A 17,135-nucleotide genomic window follows, 5' to 3' on the forward strand; every position below is an offset into this window, starting at 1 on the left:
TAACAGACATTGTATGCGCCGCAAGCGCCGCGGAGTCACCCCGTGCCGAGCCCGTTACCATTCCATCAGATACTCGATGTCCGCTTCCGCTTCGCGATCCGCGATCCAGCCGTCGACCAGATCGGCAAGCTTCGATTGGGTCAAATAATCGACGATCTCTTCGCGCGCCGATTCCAGCGTCGCTTCCTGCGCGGCGGACTTGTCCGTCACGCGAACGACGTGAAAGCCGTAGCTCGTCTCGGCGATGGCCGTTTCGCCGATTTCAAGGCCGAACGCCGTTTCCTCGAATCCTTCCTCCATCTCGCCGCGTGCGAAATCGCCGACATCGCCGCCGCTTTCTTTCGTCATTTCATCGAGCGTATGCTCGGCGGCAAGCTCGGCGAAATCCGCTCCCGCCTCCAGCTGCTTGAGCAGTGATTCCGCTTCTTCCCGTGTCTCGACCAGGATGTGCGACGCCCTCACCGTCTCCGGCTGGTCGAAGCTGTCCTTGTTCTCTTCGAAATACGCCGCGATTTCTTCGTCCGTGACGGCGACGTCCGCCCCGATGATTTTCTCGATCTTGATCTGCGTTGCAACCTGCTCCCGCAGCATTTCCTCGGAATAGCCGTAATACGCGATCTCTGCCAGGAACGCGTCCATCGATCCGTAGGGCTCGGCGAATTTCTCCATCCGCGCCTGCACTTCTTCATCAGATGCCGTCGTTCCGGCTTCCTCGACCGCCTGCCGGATCACTTCCTGACGGATCAGATCGTCGAGCACGCTGCTCCCGCCGTATGCCGCCATTTCATCGAACAGCTCGTCCTTCGTAATCTTGACCCCGTTCACGGTCGCCACGGCTTCGGCGCTTCCCGCCCGGCTGCCGAAAACATGCAGCAGAAGCGAGACGATCAGAAGCACGGCCAGCACGGCGGTCGAAATTTTCCAGCCGAGGGTTCCCGCCGTCGGTTGGTCATGGTTGCGTTCATTCATCGTCCAATTGCTCCTCTCCATTCGCGTACGTCAACCACTGTACCACGAATGGAGAACGCTTGCCTTAAATGAACCTGAAAAATGTCACCCGTCACCCGATTTCATGTCCGGGATCCCGTTGCCGCGCGCAAAATGTACTCGTCGAGCAGCGACCGCGACTTCATCGAATCCGCCCGCGTGGTGGCATTCCGGCGCAGCACGGCGGCGATGCCGAGCGAAGGCACGACCGCCAGATATTGGCCGCTGAAGCCGAGCGCGAAGGCGTACCCCGGCCGGTCTTCCGCGGGATCCGCGACCCACCAGTGGAAGCCGTACCGGCCGAAGATCGGCGGTTTGTACAGCGCCAGCCCTTTCGACGCGGGCCGGGTCGATTCCCGGATCCACTCCGCCGGCACGATCCGCCGGCCTTCCCATACGCCTTCCTGAACGGTCAGCATCCCGATCTTGAGCAAATCCTCCGTCTTGAGGTACAGCCCGGTGCCGCCCTCGTGGATGCCGTGCAGTGCATTCCACTTGACGCGGCGGATGCCCAGCGGTTCGAACAGCCGCTTGCGGGCGTAATCCAGCACGCTTGAGCCCGCCGCCGCCGCGAGAATCGCCGCGAGCAGATGGGAACCGCCGGTATTGTACGCGAACACCGTTCCCGGCTCATGCGCGACCGGCCGGGACAATACGAATTTTACGCCGTCCGCGCTTCGTTTCATCGCCCAGTAAGGCTTGTCGAAATCGGGCCAATCGATGCCGGACGTCATCGTCAGCAGATGGCGAAGCCGGATCGACGACAACCGCGGATGCCCGTCCTTCGGCAGCAGCAGATAGTCGCCGATCCGGTCGTCCGGCCCGCCGATCAACCCCTCATGAATCGCAATGCCGACGAGCAGCGACAGGACGCTCTTCGTGATCGAATAGACCGCCGACAGCCTGTCCTGCCCCGACGCATGCCAGGACCAGACCGTCTCTCCGCCCTCGGCCACCGCGATGCTCCGCATGCCGCGGTCTTCAAGAAGACCGCGCATCGCTTCCAGCCGCTCGAAGTCCCACGCGATGCGGCCCATCTTCTTCATCCGGCTCCTTCCGCATCCATCGAGTCGCCCGCCGGCCAAGCGCAGGCAAGCGGGACCGGATCGAATCCAAGCTCCCGCGACCAGACCGTGAGCTGTCCGGCGTGATAGGCCTCATGCTGGACGAGCCAGCGCAGAATGTCACCGAACACCAACTCGGATGCCGTTCCGTCCTCATGCTGCACAACCCGGATTTCGCGGTCGCGTTCCGGCGTCCAGGACCTGACCGTCTCTTCCACGAACGGCCTGAGCCGTCTGGACAAAGCGTGCAGCGCGTCGAGATCCGCATATTCCGCATATTCGTACCGATGTTCCGTTCCGTAGGCAAAACGCCGGATCCAATATTGCTCGACATCGATGATATGGAACAGCGTGCGGAGGATGGATCCCTCCCCGTCGAGCCGCGGCGCGTCGAGTTCGACCTGCGGCACGTCCAGGCACCAGCGGAACCATTCGTCCCGCATTTTCCAGTTCAATCTGAACAGCTCGATCATCATCCCATCTCCTTCCGGTTGTCCGTCTTATCCGCGTCTGATCCCGCGTTCCCTGCCATCGTCCTTATGGTTGCCGGTCCCGGTGATTTGTCCGCTTCATCATTGCGCGTCCGCCCGAGCCGTGCTATCATGACCGGCGTAAGATGCGTTCCCGCCCGGGAGGTGAACCGATGACGTATCGCGGACGTTTCGCTCCGACGCCGTCCGGCGAAATGCATGTCGGCAACGCCAGGACCGCCCTGCTGGCCTGGCTCGACGCGCGGAGCCGGGGCGGTCAATTCATTCTCCGCATTGAAGATATCGACAAGCCGCGCTGCAAGCCGCAATATTATGATCTGCTGATGGAGGATCTCCGCTGGCTCGGCATCGACTGGGACGAGGGGCCGGACATCGGCGGTCCGTTCGGACCTTATGTCCAGTCCTTGCGGCTCGGAGATTACGAGCGGGCCTTGAAGCGGCTCGAGGAGCAGCATCTGCTCTACCCTTGCTATTGCAGCCGCGCCGAACTGATGGCCGTCGCCAGCGCGCCGCACGGTCTCGGCAGCGAAGGCCCCGCCTATCCGGGGACATGCCGAAAGCTGACCGAGGAAGAGCGCCGGGAACGGGAAAGCCGAAAAAGCCCGTCGCTCCGGTTCCGCCTGCCGGACCGCGCCGCGGCGTTCGAGGACGGCGCGGCCGGACCGCAGCGGTTCGAACCGGGCGCGGGCGGCGATTTCGTCGTCCGCCGGGCGGACGGCATTGTCAGCTATCAGCTCGCGGTCGTCGTTGACGACGCCGCGATGGGCATCACCGATGTCGTGCGCGGCGCGGATCTGCTCGATTCGACGCCCAGGCAGCTGCTCCTGTTCGAAGCGCTCGGCGTAGAAGCCCCGCGCTACGCGCATGTGCCGCTCCTGTGCGGACCGGACGGCAAGCGGCTGGCCAAACGGCACGGCGCGCTCTCGATCCGCGCGCTGCGCGAACGGGGCGTCCGGGCGGAGACGATCATCGGCGCAATCGCGTCGGTCAGCGGCCTCCACGACCGCGTCGAGCCGATCGCCGCGCATGAACTGATCGGCCGCTTCCGTCTTGAGGACGTGCCCGGGGAACCGGTCATCGTGGATGAACAATGGATCAGCCGGCTGGCCGGCGAAGCGCCGCCCGCGCCGTGACTTCACCCGGGCTTGTCCGTCCGCAAGTTCCCGCTCACAGCCGGCTGCTGTTGTCGAACGTCTGGACGAAGCCGTCCCACCGGTCGTCGTTGAGTTCGGTCTCCTTGTACCCGCCCGCCGTGTACTCGCGGATGACATTGCGCCAGAAGCGCTGCGCGCCTTCATGCTCCCGGCGCTGCTTGATCTCCCACAAGCCGGGGTATGACTCGAAAATTTCGCGCACGACGGCTTTGCCGATGGAACGGCGGCGCCATTTGCGCAGAATGAGGAAGTCCGACAGATGCCGCGTCGAAGGTGTGCGCGGCGCGACCAGACTGAATCCGTTGATCATCGCGAAGCCGGCCGCGGTGCCGTCGATCCGGATCAAGATCGGCAGCCGCCCCTCCTGCCGGCCTTCCGCCGTGAAATAATGATCGAACTCGGGATAATCGAATATGCCGTGATCATCGGGGTCGGCGCCGGTATACTCGCTGATCTCATGCAGATAGAGCTGCATGAGATTCCGGAGCAGCGGCTTGTCTCCCGTGCCCGCCGTCAGCAGCAGTATCTGATGGCCGCCGTGATGGATGATGTTCATGGCATACCCTCCTTTTCCCGCGGCAGCTTCGTCTTTCATATTCTACCCTTCCGCGTGCCGCGTCGCGGCAGCCGCTCCGCCGTCCCGGATCACCACGCGCTTCTTCAGCGGCATGTTCAGCAGCACAATGCCCGCCGTGAACAGGAACGCTCCCGCGATGATCCACAGCGTAATCGGTTCGCGAAACAACGCGGCCGACCAGATGAGCTGGAACAGCACCTGACAATTGCTGACGATGATGACGGCGGGGAACGGCACGCGCTTGATCGCTTCCCCGAAGCAGAGGAAGCTGAGCCCGGTAATGAGGCCCAAGGCGATCATCGCGGCCCATGCCGCGATCGAAAAACCGCCCGGCAGCGGATCGCCCGCGAACGGCAGCGGAACCGCCGTCAAGACCGCGGCCCAGAAGAAGACGACGAAATTCATCGTCGCCGCATCCATCTCCTTGACCAGCGACTTCTGGCTGAGGACGTGAATCGCGGCGCCCACGCCGGCGAGCGCGAAGCACAGCGTCGTGAGTCCGTCCGCGCCCTCCGCTATCTCCCCGCCCGCATTGCCCCAGCCGATGATCAGGATGCCCGCCAGGGAAAGCGCTGCCGCCGTCCAGCCTTTGGGACCGATGCGCTCCTTCAGGAACAATGCCGAGACGAACAGCAGCGTGATCATCTGGACGGGCGGAATCACGATGTTGCCGTAAGAATAGCCCCATTTGAGCGCCATGTTCTCGAAGAAATAGTTGAGGCTTTTGCCGGCGGCGCCGATCCAGATCCAGGGCAGCGCGGCGGACAGCCGGATCCTGCCGTCTTTGAGCAGCAGCCAGCCTCCGAGAAACAGCACTCCGAAGCCGAACCTCGCGAATGTAATCATCATGCTGTCCGCCATGCCGGATGCGATCTTGACCAGAATGCCGACAAAACTCCATCCGAGGGTGGCCAGCAGCAGCAGCACGTAGCCCAATCCCTTCACCCCACAAGACAAGGATAGCGGATCGACCGATGGTTCTCAACAGCAAAAGCGAGAGGCCGCGTCCGTCCGACATCAGGAACAGACACGGCCCTTGCGGGAATGAGGGAATTTCGATCCCGGATTCCGGTCTCAGCCGGCGGCCGTCTCCGCCGCGCGGGAGACGATCGCTTTTGACTTCCACGCCTTGCTCTTCCACCTCAGGAACAGCGCGATGCCGCGCACCCACTCATCCGCGATGAATGCGGCCCAGATGCCATACAGCCCGTATCCCAGATGGATGCCGAGCAGATAAGTCAGCGGCACGCTGAACAGCCACATGATGAGCACGGACGACAGCGCGGTGAAGCGGGCGTCGCCGGCGGCTTGCAGGCATCGCTCGAACATGATGTTCAGGTTGCGGCCCGGCTCCAGCAGGAAGCTGAGCAGAAGCAGATTTGAACCGATCCGGATGATTTCCTCCGAATCGGTGAACAGATCGAGCAGCGGCACCCGGAGCAGGCAGATGACCGCAGCCCCGGCCAGCGTGATCAGAACGCTGCGGCCGTAATTGCGCAGCACCTGCCGGTACGCCTCGTCCTGCTCCCCGGCCCCGACGAGATGGCCGACGATGATCTGCATGCCCCGTCCAAGAGAGATGCACAAAATCACGATGATGAAATTGATGTTCATCGTATAGATGCGCGTCGTCAGCATGACCGAGCCGAGGCTGGCAATCATGGCGGTCGTGACGAGCTGATTCACATTATAGGACAAATTGTTGAGCGACGCCGGAACGCCGACGCGAAGCACCCGGACCACGTCGTCCAATTTCCACCGGATCAAATGCCTTGGCGTGAACGGCAATTCGACAGCCCGGCGCAGCAGGTACAGGTTGACGATCATGCCGATAACCTGGCTGACAACCGTCGAGATCGCGACCCCGGTCACGCCCAGCTTCGGGAAGCCGAACGGGCCGAAGATCACGAGATAGTTGCCGAAGATGTGAATGATGTTCATGCCGAGCGCGACGAACATCGTCTGGCGGGTCAGGCCGTGCGACTGGATGATCGCGACCGCCGCGGACATGACGGCCTGCACGAACAGCCCGCCGCCGGCGATAAGCAGGTAGCGTTGCGCGATCGCGTGCAGCTCCGGTTCAAGACCGAACAGGCGGAGCAGATCGCCGCAGAACAGGACGACCATCGCGCTGACGAACAGCCCGAACAGCAGGTTGAGCGCCAGCGAAGATCCGGTGAGCCGTCCGACGTCCCGCCTAAGCCCGGCGCCGAGATACTGCGAGACAACGACGGCGGATCCCATCGCCACAAAGTTGAACAGCAGCATGCCGAACATGAGAATCTGGTTGGACACGCCGACGGCGGCCACCGCCTCGTCCGACACCTTGCTGAGCATGAACGTGTCCGTCATCCGAATGAGGGTTTGCAGGGCGGATTCAATGAAGATCGGCCAGGTGATGGCCAGCAGAGACAGCTTGACCGTCTTGCCTGCCGATCCGCCGCCTCCGTCCTTTGGGTTCACGTTGATCTTGCTCCTTCGATGTGATCGACCGAGAAAGCTTTTCTCAGGCAATCCAGGCCGTATCGGGCCGTGTCCGGCGCTGTACGCCCTCCGAAATTTTCAATGAACAGCTCCAGGGACAAGTAGCCGTCGTAACCCGAATCGCACAGCAGGCGGGCGAGCCTTCCGAGCGGCGCAATGCCTTCGCCCGGAAAGACGCGGTCACGGTCGGCGATCGTCTCCCGCGGCGGCTCGGCCGGGTAATCGTTCGCGTGAACGATGCCGATCCGATCGCCGCTTAACGAGCCGACGCTCTCGAACCGGCTTCCCCCGACGTACATATGGAACGGGTCAAGCAGCAGCTTCGCATCGCCGATGCCGCTCAGGTCAAGGACGGCAACCGCGTCTTCCAGCCGATTGAGCCGCTTCGCCCGCCCCCAGAATTCGAGATACGGCTCGACGCCCATGGAGCGGCCGAGCCTCACGAGTTCCGCGAAATGCGCGGCGAAATGTTCCGGACCCGCGCCGTCGACGTCGCCGTACGGCGGCGCGGCGACGGCCGGGCAGCCCAGCTCGGCGAGCATCCTCATCTCCCGCTCGGCTTGCGCGAAACCGTCGTGCCTCGCCGTTTCACTCATATCCGCCCAGCGGAAGAAGGCGATCGCATTCGGGATCGCGATGCCGAGTGAAGCGGCGTAATCCTTAAGCTCCGCGATCGATCCTCCGGATGCGGCGTAAGCTTCGAGATCGCGCATCCAGATTTCAATGCCGTCATAGCCGGCCTCGGCGGCGACCCGAAGCTGCTCCCGGATGTCCAATTTGTACGGGAACAGCGTGGATGCGTTCAGACAGGTTTGAAACGGAAAAAGTGCATCGCCCATGCTCAGGCCGCCTCCCGCAAAAATCGATAATGTCGATTACAGTGAAACTTCGATCGTCCGTCCTTCCCGGCTGCTCTGCAAGCCGAGCTCGATCAGGCGGATTGCCGCGCGCGCCTCCTCGGGTTTCACGGCGAGTTCGCCGGCGCCGTTCACCGCATCCCGCACATTCGCGAAATAGTTCTGGTACGCGCCGGGCAGCGTCTCGACCTTGCCGGTGAACCGGAGGCCGTCCTGCATGATGTCCAGCGTGCCCCAATTCGCTTCGGGATCGCGGCCCCAGCCGGGATCGGACGGCTTCCCGCCCGCCTTGAGGGCGTTCTCCTGCGGGTCTTCGCCGTACTTCACGAACGATCCGTTCGTTCCGTTCAGCCGGTAGCGCGGGCCGGGCGTGCGGACAATGAGCGAAGAATACAGTCTGACGCTCAGTCCGTTCTCGTAGCCGAGCGTCACATCGAAGGCGTCATCGGCGGCGACGCCCTCCCGCTGCGTCCGGATGTCCGCCCGGATCGTCTTCGGCGTGCCGAACAGCTGCAGCGCCTGATCGAGGAAATGGACGCCGAGATCGTACCAGACGCCGGCTCCCGGCGCCGCGCTGTCGCGCCATCTGCCCGGAGCGGGATACGGATTGTAGCGATCCCAGCGAAACTCGGCGGACACGATCCGGCCAAGCTTTCCGCCGCGCACAATCTCGCGCACGGTTTGAAAATCGCCGTCCCACCTGCGGTTGTGGAAGACGCTGAGCACAAGGCCGCGCGCCTTCGCGAGCGCGATCAGCTCATCCGCTTCGGCAGACGTCACCGTGAACGGCTTCTCGACGATGACATGCTTGCCGGCGAGCAGCGCGTCGCGGGCGAAGGTGAAATGGTCGGTGCTCGGCGTCGTGACAACGACGATGTCGAGTTCCGGATCTGCATACAGATCGTTCACGTCGCGCACGATCTCGACCTGCGGGTAATCCTGCTTTGCGCGATCCGTCCGGCGTTCGACGACTTTCGCGAGCTTGAGTCCCGGCACGCACGTGATGACCGGCGCGTGGAACGTCTTGCCGGCGAATCCGTACCCGATCAGACCGACGTTCAGCGTATCCTTCATTCGTTCGACCATCCTTTCCCCGAAAAGATAAGCATGAGTCCGGCATCAGTAGCTTGAGCCCGCGTTGTACAGGATGCGATTCGGCGGATAGGGAGAATCGCTCTCGCTGACCGGATGCAGCTCGCTGTACCGCGGATCGTAGTATTTTTTTCGATATTTGGTGGCGGTAATCCCTTTCACGTTCTTGAACACCCGGCAGAAATAGTTCTCGTCCGTGAACCCGACCGCATAGGCGACGTTCTTCACGCTCCGTTCCTCGTAGAGCAGCAGCTGGCATGCCCGCTCGATCCGGCGCTGGATAATCATCTCCCGCGGCGTGCGGCCCGTGTAGCGGACGAAGGAGCGCGAGAAATGCTCATGCGTCCAGCCGACACTCTGCGCCAGCCGATCAATCGAAAGCGGTTCGTCGAGATGCTTGTCGATGTAGTCAAGCGCTTTCAGAATCTGCGGCGGAATGCGGTTTTTGTCCCGCGTGACCGGCTGATCGACGATCAGGCCGTTGATCTCCTCGAGCAAGGCGGCCAGCAAGGCGCTGCCCCGCTGCTGCAGCTTGTCGGGATACAGATACGCGATGTTCATGATCTGCTTCATCATGCCGACGAGCAATTCGTCTTCCGCCGGGATGACGGACGGACCGTCCGGCTGCAGGATCGCAAGCGGCGGCGCCTCCCCGTTTCGGTGGAAATAGCCGAAATGGATGAACAAGTGGCGGGACGGCTGCACCGGATCGTACTCGTACTGATGCGTCTCGCCCGGTCTCGTCACGATGAAACACGGTTCGCTGAGCGTGTACGCCATTTCGCCTACGCGGTAGATGCTTTTGGTGCCGTCGGGAAAATAGAGCAGTTCGTAGTCTTCGATCTGCCGCGGCCCGAGACCGGTGCCGGCGCGTTTCACGATATCGCCCGCAACCCGGATGGCGGGAAGACATTCATGCGGCGGACGAAGCTGCACGTTGCCGCTGCGGTCCATGACGATTCCACTCCTTGCTCAACAGGTATGACGGGTATGACGGGTCCGATTCCCGCAAATGTTTGCCGAGTCTGCCCCCATTATCGATGTTCGGACGAGGCGAAACAATAGAGCAGATGAAAGAAAAACTGGACATATTTGATATTCCCAATGGATGGTATTTCTTTGCCGGATGCAAACGACGCCTGGACGGCGCAAGTCCGCCAGGCGGTCGTTACATCGAATCAGTCTGCGTACGGATAAGTCAAATTCCATTGCGCGCGGAGCGCATCGAGCGTCCGCATGATGGCCAGCGTCTCGTCGAGCGGCATGACGTCGCTCTCCTTCTTGCCTTCCCGCAGGCAGCGCATCGCTTCCTCCGCCTCGAAGTTGTAGCCTTTCGCTTCCCGGTTGTCGGTGAACGTCACCGGTTCTTCGCCGTGCACGAGCAGCGTTGCCGATTTGCCGAACAGGAAATTCGGGATGCGGATCTGTCCTTTCGTGCCGTACAGGATGGCTTCATTCGACGTTCTGAGCCGCACCGCCGCGGCGACCTGGGCTGCGCGCCCGTCTTCGTACTCGAACAGCGCGGCGAACTGCTCGTCCACTTCCGTCTTGCCGATCCGGGCGGTCGACGAAATGCGTTTCGGCTGCGTGCCGAACACCATAGAGGCGAAAGAAACTGGATAGATGCCCGCGTCAAGCAGCGCGCCGCCGCCGAGTTCCTTGTTCAGCAGCCGTCCTTCGGGCTGCCAGCCGATATCGAAGCCGAAATCGGCGGTCATCAGGAGCACTTCGCCGATCTTCCCTTCGCGCAGCCACTCCCGAACTTTCACGATCGGCGGCAGATAGCGCGTCCACATCGCTTCCATCAGGAAGACGCCGCGCTCCCGGGCTTCCCGGATCACTTCCTCGGCCTGCTTCGCGTTCATCGTGAACGGCTTCTCGCACAGCACGGCCTTGCCGCCGCGGATCAGGGTCAGCATGTTGTCCCTGTGGGCCGGATGCACCGTGCCGACATAAACGATGTCCACTTCGGGATCCGCGGCCAGCTCCTCGCAGCTGCCGTATGCGCGTTTCGCCCCGAACTCCGCCGCGAACGCCTCGGCCCGCTCCTTCGAGCGCGAACCGACCGCCACCAGTTCGGCGCCTTCGACCCGTTTCAGATCCGTCGCGAATGTCCTCGAAATGCCGCCAGGCCCCATAATGCCCCATTTGATCGTCCGTTCTGCCATGTAACCCGCCTCCCGTATTCCGGTAATCTGCTGTATCAATTTGATACCGTGGCTTCCATCATAACACGCGTTCACAAAAGCAGGCAATGGATTTCCATTCGCAAAAACTTGCACGTATCTTATGTATGGAACATACCGGGGGCGTCTTCCCGCTTCAGACGCGCTTGTCGATGATTTGCGCCTTCTCCCTGGCCAGTTCACGGCGCAGCATCCGGACTTCGTCCGTCAGCTCCGCCAGCCGATCCGTCAGCTTCGATTGGTTGATGGCGTTCCGGATCACCATCGTCAACACCAACAAGTGAAGTACCCCGGCCATCAAAATGATCACGATTAGCTCATCGGTATTCATCGTGCACACCCGCCTTTCCGATCCCGGCTTCCGCACCGGAGTTTCCTTCTTCAACCGTCCAGCCTCCGATAGCGCGCCGTGCGCAATTCCCGTTCATATTCGGCGAATTCCGGCATGCCCGCCGCCTTCGCCTCGCGGATTGCCCGCTCGACATCGTAAGGGACCCGCAGCAGCTGGATCGACCACGGCGCCGGCGCTTCGCCGCCGAGCTCCCCTTCCAGCAGCGCATAGGAAGCGGCCGGCAAATCCAGCGGATTGCCGACGCTGCCCGCATTGAACAGCGTGCGGCCCGCCAGATGCTGGACATAGGCGTTATGGATGTCGCCATATCCGACAATGTCCGCCGTCACGGGCTCCGTGCAATGCGGCGACGGCTCGAACATTGTCAAGCGGCGTTCATCCGGGTCCCACGGCTGGATGCGCTCATAGACGCTCCGGGGTGAGGCGTGAAACAACCGGACCCGCTTGCCGCTCAGAACAAACTCGATCATGAAAGGCAGCGAGCGCAGGTAATCCATCCGCTCCTCGCCGATAACGGATTGATGCCAGCGCACAACTTCGGATTCGGGATCGGACTCCCGCGGCACGAAATCGTCCCAGTTCCCCCGGATCACGGCTTTGCAATGGCGCCGGACGAGGTCGATGGCCGCATCGCCGGACGGCCCCTTGCCGATCAGGTCGCCCAGACAATAGATCGTCTCAACGCCGCGCGCCGCGATGTCCTCCAGCACCGCTTCCAGCGCCGGCAGATTGCCGTGAATATCCGAAATAACCGCGATTTTGTCCAAATCGGATCCTCCAGACGTAGATGTTCAATGCCGGCGCCGCAGACGCAGGATCAGCAGCACGAAGACGATGGCCGCAAGAGCGGCGAACGCCGTTCCGGACCAGAACAGGTACTTGCCGGCCGGATTTGAGCGGATGGCGCTTTCCAGTTCCGGCGACGGCGGCGGCACCTTGCCCTTGCCCAGCGCCGCCAAATCGTCCGACGCCTTCGCCAGTTCGGCCGTGCGCGTGCACGAATCGATTCTGAGACCGGTCAACGTCTTCCTGGCATAGACCATGTACGGCATGCCCTCGACAAAACGGTTCGCAACAGACGCCGCCATGCGAACCGTCACCCTGTCCGAATCGACGCCTTTCCAGGCCTCCGTCACACGGAATGCCACCTCGACCGGATCGGCGGAGGATCCCCATTTGGACCGGTTCAACGCCTTCACCGACAGCACAATGCCGGAGAACACGGCGTCGCTTTGCTGCAACGCGGTTTCGGGAGAAGGAATTTCCGCGCATGAGGCATGGGCGGGTGCCGGATTTGTGCCGAATATTCCCCCGCCGATCAGCAGCACGATGGCGAGCATGACAAGTCTGATGCGCATTACCGCTTCCCCCTCTGTCTCGTCCAATGCCGGCGCCGCAGTCGCAGAAGCCGGATCACGAGGACAACAGCCGAAAAGCAGGCCAGCACCGTACCCGTCGGGAACAGGTACAGGCCGCGCTTATCCGGCTCCGGCGACGGCGGCACCTTGCCTTTGCCCAGCGCCGCCAAATCGTCCGACGCTTTCGCCAGTTCGGCCGTGCGCGTGCACAGCCAGGTCGCCAGACCTTCCGACGTCTCGTAGGCATACACGATGTACCGCATGCCTTCATCGAAATCGAAGCCGCAGGTGGACATCGACGTATGCACCGTCAGCCGGTCCGCCTCTACGCCTTTCCAGGTTTCCGTGACGCGGAATGTCGCCCGGATCGGATGCTCGGCGTATCCTCCTCCGAACAGATTCGGTCCCTTTTGCCTGACCGACAACACTTCGCCGGCGAACACGGCAGCGCTTCTCTGCAGCGCGATCTCCGGGGATGGGATTTCCACGCAGGAACAAGCATGCGCGGGTGTCGGACCCGAGGCGAGCCCCCACCCGACAAGCAGCAGCAACATCAAGAGCACGCCCCGTCTTCGGCGCATCATCTCTCCCCCTGTTCCCGCCGACGCCGACGAACCTGTACATATACGGTCAGGCTCGCCGCAGCCAAGGCGAAAACGATGCCGCTCCCGATCAGCCAATCGTTCCGCCTCGTCGACGGCGGAGGCGTTCCTTCACCCAGCACGGACAGATCGTAATCGGCCGTGTCGAGAACGGTTGTGCGCGTGCAGATGCTCGTATCCAATCCCTCGGTCGTCTCGTAGGCATAGACCAGATAGCGGACGCCCGGTTCGAACCGGTAGCCGCACATCAATTGCGACGGATCTGCCGTCAAGACTTTGATCCGGTCCGCGTCAGGGCCTTTCCACATCGCCGTCACGCGGAACACCGCTTCGTACAGATCGGATAAAGTCTCCCCGTTGCCCGGTTCCGCTTTCCGGAAATCCGTCACCTCGCCCGCGAACACCGCGTCCGCCTGCCGCAGCGCTTCGTCCGGGGGAGGCGGCTGCAGACAGGAACAGGCGTGGACCGGCGCCGGATGCAGGGCGAACAGCCAGCCGGCGAAGGACAGCAGGATCACGGGGAGGAACAAACGTGCGCGTAACGCCACGCCTTCACCCTCCCGTCCACACAAGGCGGTTTTCCCTTTAGACGCCGATACCCGGGAAAAAGTTACAGCCGCAGGCTACCTTCCGACTTCCACCGATGCGATGACGACGTACATCAGATCATTCACATCGCCCTTCTCGGGAATCACGATGCCGCTCGTCGTCGCCATGCCGCCGTTCATCACTTCAACGGTCACCTCGCCGAAAGGCAGCTCCGCCGTCACGGCGTCGATGTCCAGCTTGTCATGATCGCAAGGGACGGCCAGCTTCACCTTCACTTTCATATTGTCCAGCGAGCCGCCCGGCAGCATGCTCCGGATGCCCGGCATCGAATTGCGGTGGATCGCGTCGCGCACGGCGCGCACCGCCGCGGTCGTCACATTCTGGCCGTGAAGGTCGGCCCCCATACCGAGCTGAATGAACAGCAGCTGCTCCATTCCGTCATCCCTCCATTCATCGATTGACGTGCCGCATCACGCGGAATGATTTTTACCGTCTTACAGATTGAACCGCCGGATGTGCGACCAGAGCCCTTCCGCGGCCAGAATCGCCTTCTGCCGCGGGCCGATCAGGTCGAAATGCGGATATGCGCCGCGCCGGTGAATGTAGGCGGGGTTCAGCCCCCATCGCCTGCACCACGCCGCAAGCAGGTCCAGATCGGCGCACCCGACCTTCGTTACCGTCGTCACGCCCGGAAAGCGCGGGTCAAGCCAGTAATGGGTCAGGTAGGCGATGCGGCCGGATGCGACTTCCGCTTTCCATGCGTCGAGCTCCGCGCGGCTGATGCCGAACGCCATCCTTACTCCCGCCCTTCTCGCGGCTGCGGCCGCACGCGGCTTGTCGCCGTCGCCGTGGCCGGGTCGTCCGGCCAATAGTGCTTCGGGTAGCGGCCTTTCAGCTCTTTCTTCACTTCGAAATAACCATTCTTCCAGAAGCCTTCCAAATCCTGCGTCACCTGGACGGGACGCATCGCCGGCGACAGAATGTGCAGCGTCAGCGACAGCCGGCCGTAGCCGATGACCGGCGTCCGGCTCATGCCGAACAGTTCCTGCAGCCGCGCCGCCAGCACCGGCGCCGACGGGTCCGAGTAGTCGATCGCGATGCGCGAGCCGCTCGGCACGCGATAGTGGGTCGGCGCTTCCTCGTCCAGCTCGCGCCGGCGGTTCCAGTCGAGCATCAATTCGAGCGCGGCCGCGAGATCGAGCCGCTTCAGGTCGTCGAGCGATTTCATGCCGATGACGTATGGCAGCAGCCATTCTTCCAGGCTTGCCAGGAGCGCCTCGTCCGACACGTCGGGCCACGACGGATCGAGCCGGTGCAGCGCCGCCAGCCGCCCCCGCAGCTGGCGGGCCTGTTTTGTCCACGGCAGGCGGTCGAGCCCTTCCGCGCGCAGCGCGTCGAGCAGCGCCTTCGCGATCTCCTCCGGCTCCGGTTTGTCAAGCGCCGTCTCCTTCAGGACGAGCGCGCCGAAGCGGACGAGCCGCCTCGCCCGCACCGTGCCGGACTGCCGGTCCCAGGCGACGGACTTCTCTTCCCGGACCTTGTCGGCAAAATGAGCCTCGAACCACGAAGCGTCAAACGGAGCGGCCAGCCGGATGCGGGAGTCGGCGCCGGCATCATCCAGCTCGGCCGCAACGATGAACGGTTCCGATGCGAGCGGTGAACCGGCGGGCAGCGCCGCGCCCCGGCCGACGGCGAGGGTGAAGGCCGCTCCGCTTCCCGGCGTTCCGGAGTTTCGCCGCATGCCGATCCGGTCCGGATAGGCGAAGCCGAGCAGAAGGCCGGCGAACCGGTCGTCCGGACGTTCGTGCTCCGGGACGCCGAATTGCCGCTTCAGATGGGCCGCTTCCGCCGCGGCGCGGCGGGCTGCGCTCTCGTGGACGCCGGACGGGATGCGGCCCGCGGCGGCCGCCCGGAGCGTCTGAAGGCGCGGCTGCACCTGGACGTCGGGGCCTTCCGGTCCCTGGTTCAGCAGCACGTCGCGCTCTTCGAGCAGCGCCGCCAGCTCGCACGCCAGCGCGCCTTGACCCAGCTCGAGCGCCTTGATCGCCATGTGCGCGAGACGGGGATGCAGCCCCGTCTCCGCCATGCGGCGGCCGTGCGGCGTCAGCTTGCCGTCGGCATTCCGCGCGCCAAGCTGCTCGAGCAGCTCCGCCGCCTGCGCAAGCGCGGCTTCGGGCGGCGGGTCGAGAAACGGCAGCGCCCGCGGGTCCGACGCGCCCCACGCGTCAAGTTCGAGCAGGAGCGGCGCCAGGTCCGCTTCCAGCATCTCCGGCACGATCGCCTTCGGCATCGCCCGCTCCTGCTCCTCCGACCACAGCCGGTAGCAGACGCCGGGTTCGAGCCGGCCGGCGCGGCCGCGGCGCTGCTCGGCGGAATCGAGCGAAACGGGCGTCGTCGCGAGCCGCGTCATCCCGGTGCGCGGTGAAAATTTCGGCACGCGCTTCAGGCCGGAATCGATGACGACGCGGATGCCGCTGACGGTAAGGCTCGTTTCGGCGATCGTCGTTGCCAGGACGATTTTGCGGATGCCGGGCTCGGGATCGGCCAGCGCCCGGTCCTGCTCCTGCTGCGGGAGCGCGCCGTACAGCGGCAGCACGGCCGTCCCTTCCGGCGCGCCGAGCAGTGCGGCGGTGCGGCGAATCTCCCGCTCGCCGGGCAGGAAGACGAGCAGGCCGCCCGTCTCCTCCGCCAAGGCGCGGCGGATCGCCCGGACGACATGCTCCTCCAGCGGCACATCCGCCGGTTTCGGCATATAGCGGGTTTCGACCGGATATTGCCGGCCTTCGCTCGCGACGACCGGCACGCCGCCCATCAGTTCCGCGACCGGCCCGCTGTCCAGCGTCGCGGACATGACGAGGAGGCGGAGATCGTCCCGCAGCACCTGCTTCGCCTCGAGGCACAGCGCCAGGCCGAGATCGGCATGCAGGCTCCGCTCATGGAATTCGTCGAATATGACGACGCCGTATCCTTCCAGCGACGGATCCGACTGCAGCATGCGGGTGAGCACGCCTTCGGTCACGACTTCAATCCGCGTGTCGGGACTGACCCGGCTTTCCATCCGGATCCGGTACCCGACCGTCCGGCCGAGGCGCTCGCCGAGCAGCGACGCCATGTAGGCGGCCGCGCTGCGGGCCGCCATCCGGCGCGGCTCGAGCATCAGGATGCGCCGGCCGTCAAGCCACGGCTCGCCCAGCAGCCGGAGCGGCACGCGCGTCGTCTTGCCCGCGCCCGGTGCGGCCGTGAGCACCGCACCGCCGTGCTCGCGCAGCGCTTCGAGCAGCCGGGGCACGGCTGAATCGACGGGCATCGGCAACTCGTCCAGGCGGACGAGCGCGCGTTGAATTTCAGATGATGTACCGGTGTTGATGAGATTGGAATGATG

19 protein-coding genes are annotated in these 17,135 nt (G+C 63.5%); 1 reads left to right on the forward strand and 18 read right to left on the reverse strand.

The window, feature by feature from the left end; all coding sequences use genetic code 11:
• Nucleotides 1–54 precede the first annotated feature (54 nt).
• The 3 genes from KJQ12_RS08035 to KJQ12_RS08045 form a co-directional block, all read right to left on the reverse strand.
• Nucleotides 55–969 (reverse strand): peptidylprolyl isomerase, encoded by a 915-nt coding sequence (locus KJQ12_RS08035; protein ID WP_213484201.1) that lies wholly within the window; start codon nt 967–969, stop codon nt 55–57.
• A gap of 101 nt (nt 970–1,070) precedes the next feature.
• Nucleotides 1,071–2,033, reverse strand: a complete 963-nt coding sequence (locus tag KJQ12_RS08040) for a serine hydrolase domain-containing protein (protein WP_015254488.1) — start codon at nt 2,031–2,033, stop codon at nt 1,071–1,073.
• Nucleotides 2,030–2,524, reverse strand: coding sequence for a DinB family protein (locus KJQ12_RS08045; RefSeq protein ID WP_213484202.1), 495 nt, complete (start codon nt 2,522–2,524; stop codon nt 2,030–2,032). The genes KJQ12_RS08040 and KJQ12_RS08045 overlap by 4 nt, the downstream gene beginning before the upstream one ends.
• Before the next feature lie 170 nt (nt 2,525–2,694).
• On the opposite strand from KJQ12_RS08045, the gene gluQRS reads away from it, so the two are divergent.
• Complete coding sequence (gene gluQRS, locus KJQ12_RS08050) at nt 2,695–3,675, forward strand: tRNA glutamyl-Q(34) synthetase GluQRS (RefSeq protein WP_213484204.1); 981 nt, start codon at nt 2,695–2,697, stop codon at nt 3,673–3,675.
• A gap of 34 nt (nt 3,676–3,709) precedes the next feature.
• On the opposite strand, the gene KJQ12_RS08055 is transcribed toward gluQRS, so the two are convergent.
• The 15 genes from KJQ12_RS08055 to hrpB form a co-directional block, all read right to left on the reverse strand.
• Nucleotides 3,710–4,252 carry a GNAT family N-acetyltransferase gene (locus KJQ12_RS08055; RefSeq protein ID WP_213484206.1) on the reverse strand — a complete coding sequence of 181 codons (543 nt, stop codon included), beginning with the start codon at nt 4,250–4,252 and terminating at the stop codon, nt 3,710–3,712.
• 42 nt (nt 4,253–4,294) lie between these two features.
• Nucleotides 4,295–5,200 carry a DMT family transporter gene (locus tag KJQ12_RS08060; RefSeq protein WP_213484264.1) on the reverse strand — a complete coding sequence of 302 codons (906 nt, stop codon included), beginning with the start codon at nt 5,198–5,200 and terminating at the stop codon, nt 4,295–4,297.
• 147 nt (nt 5,201–5,347) lie between these two features.
• Entirely contained in the window at nt 5,348–6,736 is a 1,389-nt protein-coding gene (locus KJQ12_RS08065) for an MATE family efflux transporter (RefSeq protein ID WP_015254483.1), read from the reverse strand.
• The gene (locus KJQ12_RS08070; RefSeq protein WP_213484207.1) at nt 6,733–7,596 is read right to left on the reverse strand and encodes a sugar phosphate isomerase/epimerase family protein; all 864 of its coding nucleotides are present in this window, start codon (nt 7,594–7,596) and stop codon (nt 6,733–6,735) included. Before KJQ12_RS08070 ends, KJQ12_RS08065 begins: the two co-directional genes overlap by 4 nt.
• Before the next feature lie 36 nt (nt 7,597–7,632).
• Complete coding sequence (locus KJQ12_RS08075) at nt 7,633–8,688, reverse strand: oxidoreductase (protein WP_015254481.1); 1,056 nt, start codon at nt 8,686–8,688, stop codon at nt 7,633–7,635.
• Between the two features lie 45 nt (nt 8,689–8,733).
• Entirely contained in the window at nt 8,734–9,660 is a 927-nt protein-coding gene (locus KJQ12_RS08080) for an AraC family transcriptional regulator (protein ID WP_015254480.1), read from the reverse strand.
• Between the two features lie 224 nt (nt 9,661–9,884).
• A complete protein-coding gene (locus KJQ12_RS08085; RefSeq protein ID WP_213484208.1) occupies nt 9,885–10,874 on the reverse strand; it encodes a Gfo/Idh/MocA family protein in 990 nt (329 codons plus the stop codon).
• 154 nt (nt 10,875–11,028) lie between these two features.
• On the reverse strand, nt 11,029–11,277 hold the full coding sequence (locus KJQ12_RS08090) for a hypothetical protein (protein WP_213484209.1): 249 nt from the start codon (nt 11,275–11,277) through the stop codon (nt 11,029–11,031).
• Nucleotides 11,274–12,011, reverse strand: a complete 738-nt coding sequence (locus KJQ12_RS08095) for a metallophosphoesterase family protein (RefSeq protein WP_015254477.1) — start codon at nt 12,009–12,011, stop codon at nt 11,274–11,276. The genes KJQ12_RS08090 and KJQ12_RS08095 overlap by 4 nt, the downstream gene beginning before the upstream one ends.
• A gap of 24 nt (nt 12,012–12,035) precedes the next feature.
• Nucleotides 12,036–12,602, reverse strand: a complete 567-nt coding sequence (locus tag KJQ12_RS08100; protein ID WP_213484210.1) for a hypothetical protein — start codon at nt 12,600–12,602, stop codon at nt 12,036–12,038.
• Nucleotides 12,602–13,183, reverse strand: coding sequence for a hypothetical protein (locus KJQ12_RS08105; RefSeq protein ID WP_213484211.1), 582 nt, complete (start codon nt 13,181–13,183; stop codon nt 12,602–12,604). The genes KJQ12_RS08100 and KJQ12_RS08105 overlap by 1 nt, the downstream gene beginning before the upstream one ends.
• Nucleotides 13,183–13,752: a hypothetical protein gene (locus KJQ12_RS08110; protein ID WP_213484212.1), complete on the reverse strand. Its 570-nt coding sequence runs from the start codon at nt 13,750–13,752 to the stop codon at nt 13,183–13,185. The genes KJQ12_RS08105 and KJQ12_RS08110 overlap by 1 nt, the downstream gene beginning before the upstream one ends.
• A gap of 75 nt (nt 13,753–13,827) precedes the next feature.
• Nucleotides 13,828–14,187 (reverse strand): Lin0512 family protein, encoded by a 360-nt coding sequence (locus KJQ12_RS08115; protein ID WP_213484213.1) that lies wholly within the window; start codon nt 14,185–14,187, stop codon nt 13,828–13,830.
• Between the two features lie 60 nt (nt 14,188–14,247).
• Complete coding sequence (locus tag KJQ12_RS08120; RefSeq protein WP_015254472.1) at nt 14,248–14,547, reverse strand: hypothetical protein; 300 nt, start codon at nt 14,545–14,547, stop codon at nt 14,248–14,250.
• A gap of 2 nt (nt 14,548–14,549) precedes the next feature.
• Entirely contained in the window at nt 14,550–17,060 is a 2,511-nt protein-coding gene (gene hrpB / locus KJQ12_RS08125; RefSeq protein ID WP_213484215.1) for an ATP-dependent helicase HrpB, read from the reverse strand.
• Between the last annotated feature and the right edge of the window lie 75 nt (nt 17,061–17,135).

It is taken from the genome of Thermobacillus xylanilyticus, from assembly GCF_907165215.1.
GTDB classification, from domain to species: Bacteria; Bacillota; Bacilli; order Paenibacillales; family Paenibacillaceae; genus Thermobacillus; species Thermobacillus xylanilyticus.